The following is a 19,612-nucleotide window of genomic DNA, read 5'->3' on the forward strand; positions in this document are numbered from 1 at the left end:
ACACACTTTTTCAGCCAATGTGTAAAATGAGTCGGCATCATTTTTATACTGTCTGCTTATATCAAGCATAACCTTGTAGTCTCTGACAACATGCTCATTTATATAAGAAAGAACCTTTTGGGAATTTACCACCAGATTTTCAATGGAATGTTGAACCTGTTGAGTTGAATCCTGAATGGTACAGACTGTGAGTGCAGATTCCTCCGCCAGCTTTCTCACCTGTTCAGCAACCACAGTAAAACCTTTGCCCTGTTCTCCAGCACGGGCTGCTTCAATAGCGGCATTTAACGCTAATAGATTGGTTTGCTCTGCTATACCTGCTATGTTCTTAGCTAATTTAGAGATATCATTAACTACACTGGCATCGTTTATAGCTTGATTTAGACGGTTTTGTATGTCCTGGTAAAGCTGGGTGGCAAAGTCATAGGAATCTTGAGTGTCTTTTTCCAGGATGCGGGCTCTTTTTTCTATTTCTTCAGCTTTTCCTTTTTGCTCATTGGCTTCCGAAACTAATACCGCAATAGAAGCATTTATTTGTTCCCCTGCTGCGCATATCTCCTGAGTTACAGCTGATATGTCAATCATGCTGTTGCTGATCTCCTGAGTCGAAGATGATATCTGCTGTATATCGGCAGATACATTTTGGGTCATGGCGGAAAGCTGCTGACTGGTAGCAGCCAGGTTCTGAGCGACATTAGATAGGTGATCAGTTGTATCAGCTACATTTCTGGTGTTAGCCGCAATGTGACCGATTGTCTCTCGCAGTTGATGCATCATTTTTCCCAAAACACTATTAAGGCTGCCTATTTCATCTTGCCTTTGCCTATCTATTTTCTCAAGTTCAGTATCCAGCTTTCCTTGAGATATCTGGGTAGCCCAGCCTATAGCCCTGTTTAAAGGAATAGCAATATGTCTCCCCATTAATACCCCCAGGCCTATGGCTGTCAGAAAAGCCAAAACAGTGGCAAGGAGAATGTCTCTAATAGAATGCTTATAAAGTATTAAGCTATTTTCTTTTTTCATATTAGCCTTTTGCAGATTTAGTGCCGAAAGACTTTCAATATAACCCGTTAATTCTGAACGTCTAGTTCTTAGCTCAGGCACTAGCGTTGCAGCCTGTTCAATTTCATTCTGTCTCACAATGTTATTAAAAGAATCAACTAATGACTTGTATTCTTGTAAAGAAATTATTGTATCTTGAAATACTTTCTTTTCTTTATCATCAGACGCTCTATACAGATTATTTAACTTCATACTAACCCTGGCCATATCTCGTTCTATTTGTACAACCAACTGCCGACCCTGGTTTGCATCTTTTAACGCCAAGGTTTCCCACATGGTTCCTCTTATAGACATCAAATGGGTTTGAATCTCATTAAGTTCAAGCACTTTTTTTAGATTTTTATCCGTTAATGCAATCATAGCCGTATTTATGTTTTTCATATTCAGTAGACCAACTAAACCAACAATAATTATGAATACCGCTACCAGGCAGAAACCCATTACTAACTTAGATTGGATTTTAAGGCTTTGAAACCGTTTTAACATTGCTCAGTTCCCCCTTCTTTTAAGCAAGTTATTTGTTTGGTTTAACCTTAACTGATAAATATTAATGGTTATCCTTACCATTTTATATAACTGAGCTGTTTTAAGTAAAAATAGTGTGCAACTATCTCCTTAGGTCCTGGTATGCCATATTAAAAGCAAGAGCAATAGGAAAAGGATGCTAAAGCTGAAAGTTCGCCTGAGTTTGTCCGACATTTTAATACCCCCTCTGTCTGGCAAGATTCTAAAATTATAGAGACAAATAAAATTCCACCATATGACCACAGACTGGCACGTTCAGTCTGAGCTGCCTTTCGGAATACATGAACATAATCAGCAAAAGCATTGTTCATATTAGTCATTCCGCATAGCAACCGGTCACTGAGTGGAATTCCTTAATTAACCATAATTCATTTATCTTGATTTATTTTTTTTGCAAGCTATTTAAGAGGTAAAAAAACCGTTAAATATAACAACCCGATTACTGTGATGTATCGGTGCGCGCGATTTTATTCAAATCAACGCGGCGTCCTTCTACCAGGTAGAAAACCATCTCCGCCAGGTTGGTGGCATGATCCCCAATTCTCTCCAGATGTCCGGCCACTAAAAGCAAGGATGTAGCCTGGGGTATATTTTTGTGGTCCTGCATCATATATGACAACAATTCTCTAAATATCTGATCGTATAAACCATCCATTTCCTTTTCCATATATACCAGGCTGCTTGATTGCGCAGGGTTTTCCTCCACAAAAGCCTGCAGGGCATTTTCTACCATATCACGAGCAATGGCACCCATGCGGGGGATATCAATCAGCGGTTTAATGTAGGCTTGATCATGCAGTTGAATAGCGATCAAGGCTATATCTTCCGCATGATCGGCCATTCTCTCAATATCTACAATCATCCTTAAAATACTGGCAATAAGACGCAGATCTCTTGCCATAGGTTGCTTAAGGGCAATCAATCCCAGAGCTTTTTTTTCTATTTCCAGTTCCATTCTATCAATTACATCTTCATTGCTGATAACTTCACGAGCCAGTTCCATGTTTTTGTCAACCAGTGCTTTTGTAGCTTTAAACACCTGTTCTTCAAGTAACCGTCCCATTTTAAGCACATCTTGTTTAACTTTGTCCAATTCTTCCGATAATATATCATTACCCATTTACTAAACCTCCTTTATTAACCGAATCTTCCGGTAATGTAATCCTCGGTTCTTTTATCCGCAGGATTAACAAACAGTTCATCGGTGGCATTATATTCAACCAGTTCTCCATTAAGGAAGAAACCTGTATTATCAGATATTCTGGCAGCTTGTTGCATATTGTGGGTAACTATCACAATTGTGTATTGTTCTTTTAGTTCTACTATCAACTCTTCCAACCGTGAAGTGGAAATCGGATCAAGGGCTGAGGCAGGTTCATCCATAAGAATTACCTCAGGTTCACTGCCAGTACCCTGGCGATAACCAGCCTTTGCTGCTGTCCCCCTGACAGCCGGGCAGCAGAATCACGTAAACGATCACTGACTTCATTCCAGAGGTTGGCTGCTTTAAGACTTTTTTCCACTATTTCGTCAAGGCGGTATCGATCCTTCACTCCATGAATTCTCGGACCATAAGCAACATTATCAAATATAGACATTGGAAAAACCGAAGGTTTTTGAAAAACCATCCCTACTTTTTTTCGCAAAGAAACCACATCCAGGTCTTTATCATAAATAGCTTCATTATCAAGATAAATCTGCCCGCTGGTTTGTGTTCCCTCTATCAATTCATTTAACCGGTTTATTGTGCGCAGGAAACTGGATTTGCCGCACCCGGAAGGACCTATTAAAGCCGTTACCCGATTAGCCAGGAGGTCGACATTAATATCATATAATGCCTGGAAACTGCCATAATGAAGATTTAGATTATCAACTCTAATCTTTACTTGTTCGTTCATAAGCTCAACCCCTTTTATTACGTACCAATATTCGCCAAGCGGCGAATGCTCAAATTTGCAAAAGCATTTATTACGAGAACCAGGATTATAATAAGAAATGCTGTGCCAAATGCCCTTTCGACTGATAAACCTTCCATGGCCAGTATATAAAGATGAACTGCCATACTGCGCGCAGGGTCACTCAGGGCCACAGGCATATTAAGTGAACTGCCCGCCGTCAAAATTACGGCCGCAGTTTCCCCAACGGCTCTGCCGATGGAAAGAATAATCCCGGTAGTTATTCCCGGTATTGCCGGAGGCAGAACCACGCGATGCACTGTCTGCCAGCGTGTAGCTCCCAGTGCGAGGCTGTTTTCACGATATTCATTAGGGACTGCCAGTATGGCCTCCTGAGAAGTACGGGTTATCGTAGGAAGTATCATGATGGCCAGGGTCATGCTGCCTGAGATTATTGACCATCCCAGACCCATAAATATAACGAAAAACACAAAGCCAAACAAGCCAAATATAATAGATGGAACTCCTGCCAGGGTTTCCGTAGTAAGATTTATTAAATAGGCAAAGCGGCTGCGTTTTTTAGTATATTCCTCCAGGTAGACAGCAGTGCCTACCCCAAGGGGTACCGCTATCAACAAGGCCATTAAGGTTAAATAAACCGTACTAACAATAGTGGTTGATATACCGCCTTCCTTGCCTGCTCTGCCGGGAGCATGCAATATGAAATCCATATTAACGCTGCCGGCTCCCCGGTATACTATATAACCTATGATAGAAAGCAGAATGCCAGTAATTAACAGCGCGCTCAGCCATAATCCTATGGTTAATAATCTTTCACCCCATTTGTTATTTGGCATTTAATCCACCTGCCTTAACCACCATATTTACAACCAGATTAAGCATAATTATAAAAATGAACAATACGAGGCCGGTTGCGAAAAGGGCCGCCTGGTGGTCCCCGGAAGCATAGCCCATTTCCAGAACAATATTACTGGTCATAGTTCGCAAAGGGGATAACGGGCCTTCTGGGATTGTTGTTGAATTTCCGGTAACCATTACTACCGCCATGGTTTCGCCAATTGCCCTCCCCATTCCCAACACAATCGCGGTTATAATCCCGGAGCGGGCCGCGGGCAGAATAACTCTGCCAATGGTCTGATAGTGCGTTGCTCCAAGGGCTAATGAACTTGTCTTGTATTCTTCGGGAATGGCTATGATAGCGTCACGCGATATGTTAATAATGGTAGGCAGAACCATAATACCCAGAACAATAGCTCCGGCCAGAAGACTCATGCCATTACCGCCCAGGTTTTCCCGGATTAAGGGTACTATTACTATCAAGCCAAAAAAGCCATAAACTACCGATGGAATCCCAGCCAGGAGTTCAACCATTCTCCCCAGTAAATTGCCTGCCCGCTTTGAAGCGATTTCAGCCATAAATACAGCTGCTGATACTCCCAGGGGAACCGACCATAACAAGGCTGAAAAGGTTAAATATAATGAACCTACTAACATGCTGCCAATACCAAAACTGCTTCGCGTAGGACTCCAATCCAAGCTAAACAGAAATTTTACCAGTCCGGTTTTAAAAATCAGCGGCAGTCCTTCCATAAAAATAAAGGCGGTAATCACCAAAATAGCTATTATAGAAACACTGGCGAATAGCTGCAGCAACCTGACAATCAGATGTTCCATGCGAAATTTGCGATTCTTAACAGGCAGCGGATGTCTTAACGCATTGACAGACGTTTCATTATTATCAGATACAGCAGAAACTTTACTCTTTGGCAACAGGTTTGATTTATCTTTAAGGGCATGTGTATTCATATTTCTATCTCCCTTGGCAAAGCTGTTCATATTGAAAGCATAGCACCGGGATGTTAAGACTCAGGATAGAGAATTTTAAATTATGTGACTGCTTATGTAAAGTGATTGTAAAAAGGCAAAAACCCGTCCTCCTCTTGAAGTTCGGGTCTTTGTCATTTTATGATCATTTTAAGTTATCCACTCTAGCCTTGGAGCCGTTTTTATACGGTCTCCCTAACTATATATTTTTTACAATGGGATGGTCACAGCGTCTGTCTGTGCCGAATAAATACATTATTTAATACTGATAGCGCCTTCATCTACCATTATTTTTTGGCCTTCATCACTCATAACGTAATCGATAAAAGCCTTGGCCAGTCCCTGGGGCTCACCTTTGGTCAAATATAAGAACGGACGGGAAATTTTATAGCTGCCGTTTTTAACATTTTCTACACTGGCTTCAATTCCATCAATTTTAACCGCCTTAACTTCATTGTTAAGAGAAGCCAAAGATACAAATCCGATAGCCTTGGGGTCGCCAGCCACCGTGGTTCTTACTGCCCCGGTTGAGTTCTGAATTATAACCTTGTTAGAGATCTTTTCTTTATTCATAACTATGTCCTCAAAAGCTCCTCTGGTACCTGATCCTTCCTCCCGGCATACTACGGTGATGGGAGCATTTTCTCCCCCAACTTCTTTCCAGTTTTTAATATTACCCAGATAAATGTTGCGGATATCTTCTATTTTCATGTCAACCAACTTATTAGACGGGTGTACTACTACAGCTATGCCGTCAAGAGCAATCTTAGTTTCAACTAATCCCTTACCCTGTTCTTCAGATTTTAATTCCCTTGAACTGGAACCAATATCAGCAGCGCCAGAGATTGCAGCTTCTACACCCTGGCTGGAACCGCCGCCCTGAACATTGATCTGCACCTTAGGATTAATCTCTTGAAACTTCTCTGCTAAAACTTCGCTGAAAGGCTGTACTGAGGTGGATCCGGCAATGGTCAGAGAACCGGTAAGCGCATGATCTTCCTTTTGAGCAGGTGCTTTTTCATCAGTCTTTTGACCACAGCCAGCAAGAAATGCGGCCATCAGTAATAGAACCCCCAGAAGCGCAAAACTAATTCCCCGTCTCACAATTTTTGATACCATTCTTACATTCCTCCCTAAAATAAATCTTGGTTTTCACCTTTTCTGTTATCAGAATAACAATGGTTTGTTAAAGTAAGAATCAGTATATATCAAAATTACGTTTGATTAATGTAAAGATATTATTAAACGTTTTAACAGTCTCTTGTTTTTTTGCCATGATTGATATCGATTATAAAAACATTAAAGCTCATAAAAATAGTCCCGGAATGCTTTATTCCGAGACTTTATACTTCCCTGGGATGAAATTATTAGCTTAAAGATTACGCGGCAGGGTAAACCAGAAGATAGAACCTTTGCCCAGGCGGCTTTCTGCCCCTACTTCTCCCCCATGGTTTTCAACCAGGTGTTTGACTATGGATAACCCCAGTCCAGTTCCCCCTGTTTTGCGCGACCTGGTCTTATCCACCCGGTAGAAACGTTCAAAAACCCGGTCAAGTTCATTTTCTGGAATGCCTTCTCCCTGGTCGCTGATTATTACCTTAACCAGCCTGGTGTTGGTTTCCAAAGCAACATTGATAGGTGTGTTTTCATCACTATAAATAACAGCATTATCCAGATAGTTGATCAATACCTGGCTGATCAGATCTGGATCGGCTTTGATAGTGACAGGTTCAACAGATGGTGTAAACTCAATAATCCTGCCGCTCCTGCGTCTTATAGTGTTAATGCTGTCAGCAATTATTTCCTGCAGATCAGTTTCCCGGTAATTTATCTGCAATTTGCCTGATTCCAGACGGGATAGTTCCAACAAACCTTCAATAATGCGTTTCAGGCGCTGTGCTTCTTCAAATATTATCCTGGAAAACTCATGCACTCGCGGATTATCACTGTCTTCGGCCAGGAGGGTCTCAGCAAACCCGCTAATGCTGGCTACAGGAGTTTTTAATTCATGGGATACGTTGGCTACAAAATCGCGGCGGACAGTTTCTAGTTTTTTTAATTCGCTTATATCATTCAGCACCAGCAGGACTCCAGTCGGCAAAAAACCTTCATTTTCAGCAATGGGAACAGCATGCGCCACAAGTATCTTTTCACCCTGATTGTATAATTTTACTTCCTTGCGGACATTGTTGTTTTTGCATCTTACCTCATCAATCATATCCAGAAGCTCAAAATTACTGATAACCTCAAAAGGCTTTTTTCCTACCATATTATCGTTCCTGCCTATCAACTGAAGCGCAACCGGATTAGCATAGTTAATACGTCCATCTGCAGCCACCATCAAAATCCCATTAACCGTATTGTTCAATAATAATTCGAGATGATTTTTAACCGCAGATATTTCATGTATATTATGGTCAATTCGATCTGCCATATTATTAATAGCTCTGGCCAGAACCCCCAATTCGTCATCAGCATGCCAGGATATTCTCCGTTTTAAATCGCCTTGGGCCATATCTTTTACGGCCTGCGTAATTACGCCTACTGGTTCAGATACACGTTTGGCAATTAAAAAGCTGATAATACCAGTAATAAATCCACTGATTAAAATTGCCAAAACCATCATCAGTATAATATGATTATAAAAATCTTCAATGGCAGCCAATGATACCGCCAAACGCACTGCTCCCCGGGTATCATTATTGGAAAAAGGCACCGCAACATACAGCATTTTTTCATGAGCTGTACTGCTTAGCCTGCTGTTTATTCCCACCCTGCCGTGCAAGGCAGCATATATTTCAGGTCGGTCATTATGCGGTTCCATCTGGGACGGATCGTATACGGAATCACCTAGAACCTTGCCTTTATAATCAACTATAGTAATGCGTTTATCAGTATCCCTGCCAGCTTTATGGGCAATGTGCTGGTAAATATTTTCTGTATCATGTTTAAATTCATAATTGGAGGTGGTTTCAGCCAGTAAACGCGCTTCATAAATCAGGTTGGATTCCAAATCCCGATAATAATACTGTTTAAATGATAATGAAACAAAAATGCCTACTACCAACAACACCAAGCTGATTAACAGAAGATAACTTGCCGTCAGCCTCCAGCGAAACGAACTAAACATTCGCCGCCTCCTCAAATTTGTAGCCCAGGCCGCGTATGGTTTTTATATAAACCGGATTTTTTGAATCCTTTTCAATTTTGTCACGTAATTTGCTGATATGCACATCCAAAACCCGCGTATTGGCGCTCTCGGAAAAATCCCACAATACTTCCAATAGGTAATCCCTTTTCAATACACGCCCCTTGTTGCGAATTAATATATCCAGAAGCTCGTATTCTTTCAGAGTAAGTTCCAACAATTTTCCGTTATAATAAATTTGATAACTATCAGGTTTTATCACAAAGCTGCCAGCTACAATTTCCTTCTGATCTGTTAATTCTTCTTTATAGTCCTGACCTCTTCTCAAGACCGCCTTCACCCTAGCACAAAGCTCCCTAACACTGAACGGTTTCGTTACATAGTCATCCGCGCCCAGTTCCAAGCCCACTACTTTATCCACTTCATCGTCACGCGCCGTAAGCATTATAACTGGTGTCCTATAATCTTTTCCTCGTAAATGTCTGCACACATCCAGACCATCACGTCCGGGCAGCATCAAATCTAAGATAACTAAATCGGGCTTTTCTTCCTCAAATAACTTTATGGCTTCGTTTCCGTCATAGGCAGCAATTGCAGTGAATCCTTCCTTATTAAGGTTATAGCTGATCAAACGCACCAGAGATTCCTCATCATCAACTACCAAAATTTTTCCCTGCACTGTACCCACCTCACATATATTCATTCTCTAAGCTTATCCTATACCTTGCCTAATCATTATAAAAGCGATGAAACAAAATTTTTACATGTGACGTCAGCGAATTTTACATTTGTTATGGTTAAAAGCCGGGTTGTTATCCTCCCCGGCTTTGCCCGCATAGTGGTTATATGGTTTTAAATGATGAATAATAATGAAACTTGATTACACTTTAAAACATCCCTGGCCCACAAACTCCCGTATTATCGAAGTGGTCGGCACTGCATCGGTGGAAAGAGGGCGGAAATAACTCAGAAACTTGAGCAGCCTCCTGGCCTCCATATGCTCAGGATAATCTGCGGTAATTTCTCTCAGCAGCGGTTCAGCTACCGGCTTCAAAACTGATAATTCATAAACCAGAGACGAGTTGAACATTACATCGGCATTTTCCTGATAGGGAAAAATATTTTTTTCTTCCCCCCGCCGTACCGAAGGCCATTGCTTCAAAGTATTTATAGCACTGTAGCCGCGGGTACGGGCATCACGGACAATGCGTCGAATAAGCCGGCTGTCTGTAGTAGGTATACGATTTGTATAATCGATATTCAACTGGGTCAGGGCGCTGATATAGATTTTAAATTTCTGTTCTGGCAGAATCAAAGATGTCAGCTTATCATTTAAGCCGTGGATACCTTCAATGATAATTGGTTCGCCCGGCGGAACTTTCATGGGAATACCCATGGGTTCACAGCAGCCCGATTTAAAATTATAAACGGGCATTTCCACAATCTCTCCCCTGATAAGTCCCAGCAGATCCTGGTTAAAACGTTCTAAACGCAAAGCTTCCAGGGCTTCAAAATCATACTCTCCGTTTTCATCCCGAGGAGTCCGGTCTCGATTTACAAAATAATTATCAAGAGATATAGAAACCGGTCTGCGGCCGTTTACCCTGAGCTGAATAAGCAGGCGCTGGGCAAAGGTGGTTTTACCTGACGATGAAGGCCCGGCAATTAGAACCAACCGAATTCTGGGATCAGAACAGATCATATCTGCTATGGAAGCGATCTTTTTTTCGTGCAGGGCTTCGTTAACCCTGATCATATCAGCGATATCCCCAAACTCAATCATATCGTTCAGAGCGGCTACATGAGGAATTTCCAGCATTTCAGCCCACTTCTTGGCCTCTTGAAAAACACGGGCCAGTTTGGGTTGATGGATATATGGTTTAATGAATTCGGGGTCTTCCTTTTCAGGAGTCTGTAAAATCATGCCCGGCGGATAACAAAAGAGTTTGAAATGATCAATCACCCCGGTACGGGTAACCATGTAACCATAGAAGTATTCATAAAATCCGTCCAGCTCGCATATATGAACATGGTCCTTATCCCGGAACTCAAACAGCTTTACCTTGTCTGCCTGCCCCTGCCGGGTAAATATTTGACGTGCCTGTTCCTTGGATACTATTTCTTTCTTAATAGGCATATCATTAGCTGCCATTTCCCGCATATAAGATTCCAGGGATTCTATATCCTTATCCTCACAGGGATGCTCCAAAAATTCGCAGAACAAGCCATTGGACAACGAATGTTTAATCACCAGTTTACGCTCTGGGAACAGATCCCGGCATGCTTTAATTAAAAGGAAGGCAGCACTGCGACGGTATATTCTCATACCCGCTTCTGAACTTACATCTACCAGTTCTAATTCTGTGGGAATCCACAGGCTGTGGTGCAGATCCTTTAATTCATTTTCTATAACCACAGCTACAACCTGGTGAGGGCAATCATCCTGTACCAGAGCTGCCACATCCTCTGCCGTGGAACCTGCCGGGATACTATAAGTACCGTGACCTTTTACTACCACTTCTATATGTGGTACTTCAAGGCTGGAGATAGCCATAAAAAAACCTCCTCATCCCCGTACTGTTTATATTATATAACAATACGAGTAAAAGGAGGACATGAGTGATATACACGGATTGCCCGTGTGAGGAGAACCATCACTCCATTTCTTCTACCTGCGAGTCGCTTTTAATTTAATTTCCAGGCTGTTAATGATTTTTTCCATGCTCTGATTAATATCAGCTTCGGTCAGAGTACGTTCCGAAGATTGGAAGGTCATCTTAAATGCCACACTCTTAAAGCCCTCAGGAACCTGTTCACCGGTATATATATCAAAAACTACAATATTCCTCAGCAAATCTTTTTCCGCCTCGGCAATCACCTGCAGGGCTTCACCGGCCTCAATTTCTTGGGACATTAATACCGCAATATCACGTTCTACCGCAGGATAACGGGTTATTTCCTCCATCATGGTTTTATTTTGGCTGAAGCTGAACAGCTTTTCCATATCCAGTTCAAAAGCGCAACAGCGCTGCTTTATATCATAGTTTTCCAAAACAAGAGGATGAATCTCCCCCAGTATACCAATTACTAGATCATCTTTAATTATCCGTGCGGTTCGGCCGGGATGGAATGAATCATCTCTCACCGGAACAAATTTTGCTCCATTAATGCCCAGTTGTATAAATATATCTTCCAGTATTCCTTTAAGGTAGAAAAAGTCCATTTCCACTTTGTGTCTCAACCAATTTATCTCGCTGCTTCCCGACACTATGCCCCCCAGCTGCAGCCTTTCTATGGGAAGTCCGGAATCTGAAGGCATAAATACTGAACCCATCTCAAAAAAAGCTAGATTTTCATTTTTGCGGGCTAGGTTCGTACTGGCGGTAGCAAGAAGTCCAGGAAGCAATAAGGTCCGCATCACTCCCTGTTCTTCTGATAATGGATTAGCTACTACCACAGTATCACGCAGAGGACTGTCCTCATTAATCAACAAAGCGTCAAAAGCAGCCGGGTTAATAAAACTGTACGTAACCACTTCAAACAGACTGCGGGCGGCCAGGTTTTTGACCTGATCCCGAAATTTTTGCCAGGGGTTTAGGCCTCCCTGTGCAGCGCTGCCCGCAGGTAATGTAGGCGCTATATTTTCATAACCGTACAGTCTGGCTACTTCTTCAATTAAATCAACTTCCATGGTTATATCAGGCCGGTAGCCAGGAATTTCCACCACCAGAGCTGACCCGTTTTTATCAATTCGGAATTCCAGGCGCTCTAGATAAGACACAATCTTATCTTCAGTTAATTCAGTTCCCAACAGGTAGTTCACCCTTTCGGGACGCAGCGTGATTCTTTTCACAGGTTCGGGATGCGGAAAAGCGTCACAAATGCCCCTGGCGATTTTACCGTCAGCCAGTTCCTGCATCAAAGCTGCGGCTCTGTTCACAGCATAAATTACGCCGTTCACATCCAGGCCTTTTTCAAAGCGCTGTGAAGAATCGGTTCTAATGGCTAGTTTTCGCCCGGTGCGGCGATTATTAGGTCCGGAGAAATTTGCCGATTCCAGCAAAACATCAACCGTGTCATCACGAATTTCAGTGTTTTCCCCGCCCATAATACCGGCGAGAGCTATGGCTTGATTTCCGTCAGTAATTACCAGCATATCGTGATCAAGCTTGCGTTCCACTCCATCTAAAGTAGTAAAGAGTTCACCATCTTTGGCCCTTCTAACCACGATTTTTTTAGGATCGCCGCTGAGCAAGCGGTAATCAAAGGCATGCAGAGGCTGATTGCTTTCAAGCATTACATAGTTGGTTATGTCGACTATGTTGTTAATTGGCCTTATGCCGGCTTTCTCCAGAGCCTCCTGCATCCAAACCGGTGACGGTTTAATTTTTACATCTTTAATCAAGCGGGCAGCATAACGGCGGCAAAGATCAGGGTCGTTGATTTCTACATTTATGTAGTTTTCAATCGGTTCTTCACTTTCCTGAAGTTTAATCTCCGGCAGCTGTATTTTAGAACCTGTTAGCGCGGCCACTTCACGAGCCAGGTTGATTATACCCAAACAATCACCACGGTTAGGAGTAAGATCCATTTCCAGCAGAAAATCGTCACCCGCTTTTTCGACCCCCTCCACAGCGATGCCGGCCATAGTTAATCGATTGGCCAGTTCCTGCGGGCTCCACTCGCAATCTACATACTGCTTCAACCATTTGATTGAAACTCCCATTTGCTACACTCCTTAGAATTGTTTTAAAAATCTCACATCATTATCAAAGAATAAACGCAGATCATTGACACCGTATTTTAACATGGCGATACGTTCCACTCCCATGCCAAATGCAAAACCGGTAACATACTCAGGATCATATCCGCCGTACTGCAAAACCCGGGGGTTTACCATACCAGCTCCCAGTATTTCTAACCAACCGGTATTTGAACATACCCTGCAGCCTGAGCCTTTGCATATTACACAAGAGATATCCATTTCCGCACTGGGCTCAGTGAAGGGAAAAAAGCTGGGACGATAGCGAACCTCTAAATCCTCACTGAAGATCTTGCGGGCAAAAGTCATCAATATGCCTTTCAAATCCCCAAAGGTAATACGGGTGTCGACCAGGAGGCCTTCTACCTGGTGAAACATGGGAGAATGAGTGGCATCATCATCACGACGGTATACCCTGCCCGGCACAATGATTTTAACCGGCAGATGGGGAGCCATTTTTTCCATAGTTCGAACTTGTACAGGAGATGTATGGGTGCGCAGCAGGATTTCTTCGCTTATGTAGAAAGAGTCCTGCATATCACGAGCCGGATGATCCTTAGGAATATTCAAAGCTTCAAAATTATAATAGTCAGATTCTATTTCCGGACCTTCGGCAACACTAAAGCCCATCCCGGTAAAAATCTCGCGAATTTCTTCTGTAACCAGACTCAGCGGATGCTTCCCGCCTCTCTGGAACGGCAGTCCCGGCAGGGTGACATCAACTTTTTCATTTTGCAGCCTGGTTTCCATTTCCAGTCTCTTTAAATCGTTAATTTTTTTGCTTATTGCCATTTCTAAATGATCTTTTACCTCATTGGCAGTGCGTCCAAATTCAGCGCGTTCATCCGGTTTTAGATCCTTAAGGCCGCGCAGGAGGGTTGTGATTTCACCTTTTCTACCCAAAAACCTGACCCTGATTTCATTAAGTTCATCAAGGCTGCGAGCCTTACTCAAGGTTTCTGATACGTTCTTTTCTATTTCCCTTAGTTTATCAAACACCTTTAACCATCCTTCCTGGCAGAAAATAAGAAACTCCCCTCCCCGTAGGACGGAAGCACAATTCCGCGGTACCACCCTGATTAATTAAACCTATAAGGTTTAATTCACCTCCAAACCCATAACGGCGGTTACCGGAAGGGTCTACTGCAATTTCAACCCCCTGCTCCCAGGTGAATTCACCCGCCTTCGCCCTGGATGTACTTCCAGTCGCCGGTACAACCTCCCTGTAAGGCTACCTGGCAGGCTACTTGTCCTGTTCCTCGCATTTATTATGTCTGGTGCAACAAAGCAAAACTGTTACCGCTTATTATCCTTCAATAAAATTACTGGGTTATCATTATTTTATATAAAAGATAATAAACAATGCAACCTGATGCTTCAAAAAGACGCCATAAACTTTCAGCCTGACTCGTCATTGCTGGTCCACCCTTTCAGAGAGGTAGAACTCAAGCGAGTTCAATCATAGCATAGTGCAACTGTTAAAACAAGGAAGGCCTCCGCTGCCTGAACGCCTCTCCTAAGATTATAGCACAGGCAATCGCTGCGTTCAAAGATTCTACTTGAGAATCGTGAGGTATTTTAAACTGATGTTGACATAGGGATTTTATTTTGTTGCTCACACCACGTGCTTCGTTCCCAATCACAATTATGCTGCGGCCTGTTAAATTCAGATCGTAGAGATCATCCTTTGCGCTGGGTGAACTGCAATACAAAATATAACCCTGACACCGCAGTCGTTCTATATCCATTATGTCAATATCCGAATATATAGGAATATTAAGAACACCGCCCATGCTGGCCCTGACAACTTTAGGACTGAAGGGATCGGCACAGTTACGGCTCATTAAAATGCCATCGACCGAAAAAGCCCTGGCGGTACGAATAATGGTCCCCAGGTTGCCGGGATCTGATAATTGATCCAGAAGCAGCAAAAGGCTGGCTTGTTTCGTCAAATTTACCAGGTTCGCCTGCGGTATACGCATAACTGCGGCGATTCCCTGCGGGTGCTCGGTATCGCAAATCATGTCCAGCAGCTTTTTATCTACAGATATCCATTCAATCTGTGGGTTTTTCTGCAATAATGAATCGTATTCTTCTTCACGGCCGTTTTCGATAAAAATTCTTATCAGCAGATCTTGGCGTTTAATGGCTTCCGTTACATTGTTTCGGCCTTCCATCAGGAACATTCCGTCCCGGCAGCGGTATTTTTTATCCTTCAATTTTATAGCCTGTTTAATAGTAAGATTGTCTTTAGAAGCAATATATCTCATAAAATATTCACCATAAAATTAAAAAGTATGGCTTTTAAGCCATACTTTTTAATTTTTACTGTTTCTTGGCCAGTTCAGCCAGAGCGGTGAAACCAGCGGGATCGCTAATGGCCAGTTCAGCCAGTACTTTGCGGTTAATGTCTACTCCGGCTACCTTAAGTCCGTGCATCATACGGCTATAGGTAGTGCCGTTATCACGTGCCGCGGCGTTAATTCTGGCTATCCATAGCTTGCGGAAATCTCTCTTTTTTAAGCGTCGATGTATATAGGCGTACTGCCCTGATTTCATAACCTGTTGATTGGCCACGCGGTAGAGCTTGGATTTACTGCCGCGGTAGCCTTTGGCCATTTTCAATATCTTTTTATGTCTGCGATGAGTGGTTACACCACGTTTAACTCTCGGCATATGTTAATACCTCCTGTGCCATTTAGTAAGGAATCAACCTGGTGATTCTCTTGTTTTCAACTTCGCTCACCAGGCCTGGTTTACGCAGATGTCTCTTCCTCTTGGGCGATTTCCCTCCCAGGAGGTGGCTGGCATAAGCTTTGGACCTCTTGATTTTACCAGAACCCGTTTTCTTAAATCTTTTGGCTGCACCCCGATGGGTCTTGGTCTTGGGCATTAGGCTTCCTCCTTCTTTTCTTTATCTTTATCCTTTTCTTTTTCGGAATCGAATTTGGGTATCAGGACGGTGGTCATGTTTCTTCCTTCAACCTTGGGAAGTTTCTCAACATTTGATATATCAGTCAGTTCCTCCACAAATCTGAGCGAAAGCTTTTCACCCAGATCGGCATGAGTTATTTCTCTGCCGCGAAACATAATGGTCAGCTTAACTTTATCCCCAGCGTTTAAAAACTTACGGGCATTTTTAACTTTTACCTGGAAATCATGATCCTCAATATTCGGCCGCATTTTTACTTCTTTGATGGATATAATCTTCTGCTTTTTGCGGGCGTCTTTTTCACGTTTATTCTGCTCAAACTTAAATTTGCCATAATCCATCAAACGGCACACCGGCGGTTGGGCTGAGGGAGCCACCTCAACCAGATCCAGTCCTTTTTCCATAGCCGTATCTAATGCCTGTCGCAATGGAATAATGCCTAACTGTTCTCCATCGTCACTGACCAGTCTTACTTCCCTGGCCCGGATTTCCTCATTGATTCGCCAATCCTTGCTGATAAGCTCTTCACCCCCTGATAAAATAAAAAGCGGGTCGCAAAAACCCGCTTACATCTGGCCATCATTAATTCAGGACTGTTTAGAGTCCTTTAATTTAGCCGTTAGTTACCTTACGAACAGTAGTTGTAAGGTGAGAAGCGCAGCTTCTGCTTAGTACAAAAAATAGTCTATCACAAACCCCTAACCAGCGCAAGTTTTAATTACCCACTGATTTACACTGATTAGAACAACCACGATTAATACTTTTCTCATTTATAAAGATCGAAATAATCTTTATAAATCTGTGGTTATAATGCCTTGCTGGTGATTTCTTCTTTAATCATTTTAAGAAAATCAGCACGTTCCATGGCGCCCAGGTCGCCCTTTTGACGATGGCGCACCGCCAGGCCGCCAGCTTCAACTTCTTTGTCGCCTAAAACCAGCAGGTAGGGTATTTTCTGCATCTGTCCTTCCCGAATCTTGTAGCCGGTTTTTCGCTGCGAAATCTCCTTCGGCTCTGATGCCCGCCTTCTGCAATTCTTCCAGTACTTCCAGAGCATAATGATGATGTCTTTCGGTTATTGGCAGCACTCTAACCTGAACCGGAGCCAGCCAAGCAGGAAATGCACCGCCGAAGTGTTCGGTTAAAATACCTATAAATCTTTCAATGCTGCCGTAAATCACGCGGTGTATCATAACTGGGCGATGCTTCTCTCCGTCTTCCCCGATATAACTTAAATCAAACCTCTCCGGCATCTGGAAATCAAGCTGAATGGTTCCGCACTGCCAGGTACGATCCAGGCAATCACGCAGGTGAAAATCTATTTTCGGACCGTAAAAGGCACCATCGCCTTCATTTATTTTGAAATCCAGGCCTTTTTCTTTTAAAGCCTGGCTCAGGGTATTTGTAGCCAATTCCCACATTTCGTCCGAACCCATAGCTTTCTCCGGTTTTGTAGAGAGTTCTACATGGTATTCAAAACCAAACAGACTGTAGAAATGGTCGATAAGGTTTATTACACCCTTTATCTCATCTATAATCTGTTCTGGCAGCATAAATATATGCGCATCATCCTGAGTAAAATTGCGTACCCGCATAAGCCCGTGCAGAACTCCCGATAATTCATGACGGTGCACCAGGCCCAGTTCTCCCATGCGAATAGGCAGCTCCCTGTAGCTATGCAGGTTTTGTTTATACACCAGCATACCGCCGGGGCAGTTCATGGGTTTAATACAGTAATTAGCTTCATCTATAGTAGTAAAATACATATTATCCTTATAGTTGTCCCAATGACCTGAACGCTCCCAGAGTTCTTGATTTAATATGATTGGAGTACGTATTTCCTGATAACCGGCCTTGCGGTGTTCTTCCCGCCAGAAACTTTCCAATTCATTGCGCAGGATCATGCCTTTAGGGAGAAAGAAAGGAAAACCAGGACCTTCCTCCAAAACCACAAAAAGACCCAACTCACGGCCTAAGCGCCGATGATCTCTTTTTTTGCTTCTTCCAGTTTGAAGAGATAGTCATCCAGCATCTCCTTTTTAGGAAAGGAAGTAGCGTAAATCCGTTGCAACATGCGATTTTTCTCACTGCCCCGCCAGTAAGCCCCTGCTAAACTCATCAGTTTGAAGGCTTTTAGTTTTCCGGTCGAAGGCAGATGCGGCCCCGCGCATAGATCAACAAACTCGCCCTGCTGGTAAATACTAATAATCGCATCTTCGGGCAAGTCTTCAATAAGTTCAACCTTATAATTCTCATTCTGTTCGGCAAATAATTTCAGGGCCTCTTCCCGGCTCAGTTCTTTTCTAACTATTGAATAATCAGCCTTGATTATTTTATTCATCTCTGCTTCGATGGCAGCAAAATCTTCCGGGCTAAAGGTATGTTCACCGTCAAAATCATAGTAAAATCCCTTTTCTATAGCCGGCCCAATAGCCAGCCTGGTATCAGGCCAAAGCCTTTTTACGGCTTGAGCCATTACATGTGCGGATGAATGGCGATAGACATCCAGCGCTTGTGGATCGTCCAGCCCCAGAATCTCCAGTTCCCCATCCTCAGTTATTTCAGTATTGAGATCGGTTAGTTTTCCGTTAAATAAAGCTATTGCAGCGTTTTTAGCCAATTTTGCACTTATGTCCTTTGTTGCCTGCAAAAGGGTTATACCCTCAGGGTATTCGCGTTTGGAACCGTCTTTTAGTTTAATTGCTACCATAATATAACCTCCCGTATATACAAACCACTAGAGCGGAAAGATGAACATAATAGACACCTGCACCAATCCAATAATCAGTCCCAGAACTCCGCCGAGGATTTCGATGAACTTAAGTTCCGGCGAAGATACACTCCAGATCATATCCTCTAACTGCTTCAAATCAAAAGCATTAACCTTATCTTCAACTATCTTTCTGATCTGAACTTCCTTAGTTAGATAGTCGCGGCCATATTCGATAATCTGATGCACCATGTTTTCAGCTTCCTGGCGCAGAATTTTCTCTAGAGTCTCACTGATAACCTGGACCACTTTAGCTGGTATAAGGCGAGGCAGCAAATTATTCAGTCTGTCCCGCAGCAGCACCATGATGCGGCTAATAATCTTATCTCTTACATCTGGGGTATTGATTTTATCAAACAGGTCATCAATGCTTAGGAGCTGTTCCTCGACTAATTGTCCCAGACTGCTGGCAACCTGAGACCGCCTCTTGGGCAACACCCCATAAAGTTCAAAGAAGAACAGGTTTATAGGCTGCCGAGGCCAAAAGAGCATTTTAACTGCGACGACATTGGTGATATAACCTATTAAGGCACTGATAAGTGGTATTAATAATAACTGAACTTTCATGCCATCACCTGAACTATATCTATCGCTGTTGATTACCTAAAGAATATATCAGATTTTGCTATATATCGCAATGAAGTAACGACTTCAACAGAATATCGCGCAAAAA

General features: G+C 42.8%; 15 protein-coding genes, 2 pseudogenes and 1 other annotated feature. All 17 genes and pseudogenes read right to left on the reverse strand.

From position 1 onward, the window contains the following. Positions 1-1,548, reverse strand: a 1,548-nt coding sequence (locus JCM14374_RS10625) for a methyl-accepting chemotaxis protein (protein WP_054697056.1), incomplete at its 3' end; no start/stop codon positions are given. Between the two features lie 478 nt (positions 1,549-2,026). Continuing rightward, positions 2,027-2,707 carry a phosphate signaling complex protein PhoU gene (gene phoU, locus JCM14374_RS10630; protein ID WP_054697059.1) on the reverse strand — a complete coding sequence of 227 codons (681 nt, stop codon included), beginning with the start codon at positions 2,705-2,707 and terminating at the stop codon, positions 2,027-2,029. Positions 2,708-2,724: 17 nt separating this feature from the next. Next, positions 2,725-3,485 (reverse strand): annotated as a pseudogene (pstB, locus tag JCM14374_RS10635) (phosphate ABC transporter ATP-binding protein PstB). A gap of 17 nt (positions 3,486-3,502) precedes the next feature. Continuing rightward, complete coding sequence (gene pstA, locus JCM14374_RS10640; protein WP_054697062.1) at positions 3,503-4,339, reverse strand: phosphate ABC transporter permease PstA; 837 nt, start codon at positions 4,337-4,339, stop codon at positions 3,503-3,505. Continuing rightward, positions 4,329-5,309, reverse strand: a complete 981-nt coding sequence (pstC, locus tag JCM14374_RS10645; protein ID WP_157049086.1) for a phosphate ABC transporter permease subunit PstC — start codon at positions 5,307-5,309, stop codon at positions 4,329-4,331. Before pstC ends, pstA begins: the two co-directional genes overlap by 11 nt. A gap of 273 nt (positions 5,310-5,582) precedes the next feature. Beyond that, positions 5,583-6,446, reverse strand: a complete 864-nt coding sequence (locus JCM14374_RS10650) for a phosphate ABC transporter substrate-binding protein (RefSeq protein ID WP_054697066.1) — start codon at positions 6,444-6,446, stop codon at positions 5,583-5,585. 253 nt (positions 6,447-6,699) lie between these two features. Then, positions 6,700-8,457 (reverse strand): ATP-binding protein, encoded by a 1,758-nt coding sequence (locus JCM14374_RS10655; RefSeq protein ID WP_054697068.1) that lies wholly within the window; start codon positions 8,455-8,457, stop codon positions 6,700-6,702. Then, the gene (locus tag JCM14374_RS10660) at positions 8,450-9,178 is read right to left on the reverse strand and encodes a response regulator (RefSeq protein ID WP_054697071.1); all 729 of its coding nucleotides are present in this window, start codon (positions 9,176-9,178) and stop codon (positions 8,450-8,452) included. The genes JCM14374_RS10655 and JCM14374_RS10660 overlap by 8 nt, the downstream gene beginning before the upstream one ends. 177 nt (positions 9,179-9,355) lie before the next feature. Then, entirely contained in the window at positions 9,356-11,029 is a 1,674-nt protein-coding gene (locus JCM14374_RS10665; protein ID WP_054697074.1) for a nucleoside kinase, read from the reverse strand. A gap of 114 nt (positions 11,030-11,143) precedes the next feature. Beyond that, positions 11,144-13,201: a phenylalanine--tRNA ligase subunit beta gene (gene pheT, locus JCM14374_RS10670; protein WP_054697077.1), complete on the reverse strand. Its 2,058-nt coding sequence runs from the start codon at positions 13,199-13,201 to the stop codon at positions 11,144-11,146. Between the two features lie 12 nt (positions 13,202-13,213). Further along, the gene (gene pheS / locus JCM14374_RS10675) at positions 13,214-14,236 is read right to left on the reverse strand and encodes a phenylalanine--tRNA ligase subunit alpha (protein WP_054697080.1); all 1,023 of its coding nucleotides are present in this window, start codon (positions 14,234-14,236) and stop codon (positions 13,214-13,216) included. 42 nt (positions 14,237-14,278) lie between these two features. After that, positions 14,279-14,506: a binding site (T-box leader), on the reverse strand. A 209-nt stretch (positions 14,507-14,715) separates the two neighbouring features. Next, entirely contained in the window at positions 14,716-15,507 is a 792-nt protein-coding gene (locus JCM14374_RS10680; protein WP_054697083.1) for a TrmH family RNA methyltransferase, read from the reverse strand. A 55-nt stretch (positions 15,508-15,562) separates the two neighbouring features. Beyond that, complete coding sequence (rplT, locus tag JCM14374_RS10685) at positions 15,563-15,913, reverse strand: 50S ribosomal protein L20 (protein ID WP_054697086.1); 351 nt, start codon at positions 15,911-15,913, stop codon at positions 15,563-15,565. Between the two features lie 22 nt (positions 15,914-15,935). After that, the gene (gene rpmI / locus JCM14374_RS10690) at positions 15,936-16,130 is read right to left on the reverse strand and encodes a 50S ribosomal protein L35 (RefSeq protein ID WP_054697089.1); all 195 of its coding nucleotides are present in this window, start codon (positions 16,128-16,130) and stop codon (positions 15,936-15,938) included. After that, positions 16,130-16,687, reverse strand: coding sequence for a translation initiation factor IF-3 (gene infC / locus JCM14374_RS10695; protein WP_242848974.1), 558 nt, complete (start codon positions 16,685-16,687; stop codon positions 16,130-16,132). The genes rpmI and infC overlap by 1 nt, the downstream gene beginning before the upstream one ends. A 287-nt stretch (positions 16,688-16,974) precedes the next feature. Continuing rightward, positions 16,975-18,879 (reverse strand): annotated as a pseudogene (gene thrS / locus JCM14374_RS10700) (threonine--tRNA ligase). 27 nt (positions 18,880-18,906) lie between these two features. Then, positions 18,907-19,506: a DUF445 domain-containing protein gene (locus JCM14374_RS10705; RefSeq protein WP_054697096.1), complete on the reverse strand. Its 600-nt coding sequence runs from the start codon at positions 19,504-19,506 to the stop codon at positions 18,907-18,909. Between the last annotated feature and the right edge of the window lie 106 nt (positions 19,507-19,612).

It is taken from the genome of Syntrophomonas palmitatica JCM 14374 (genome assembly GCF_001311885.1).
GTDB classification, from domain to species: Bacteria; Bacillota; Syntrophomonadia; order Syntrophomonadales; family Syntrophomonadaceae; genus Syntrophomonas_A; species Syntrophomonas_A palmitatica.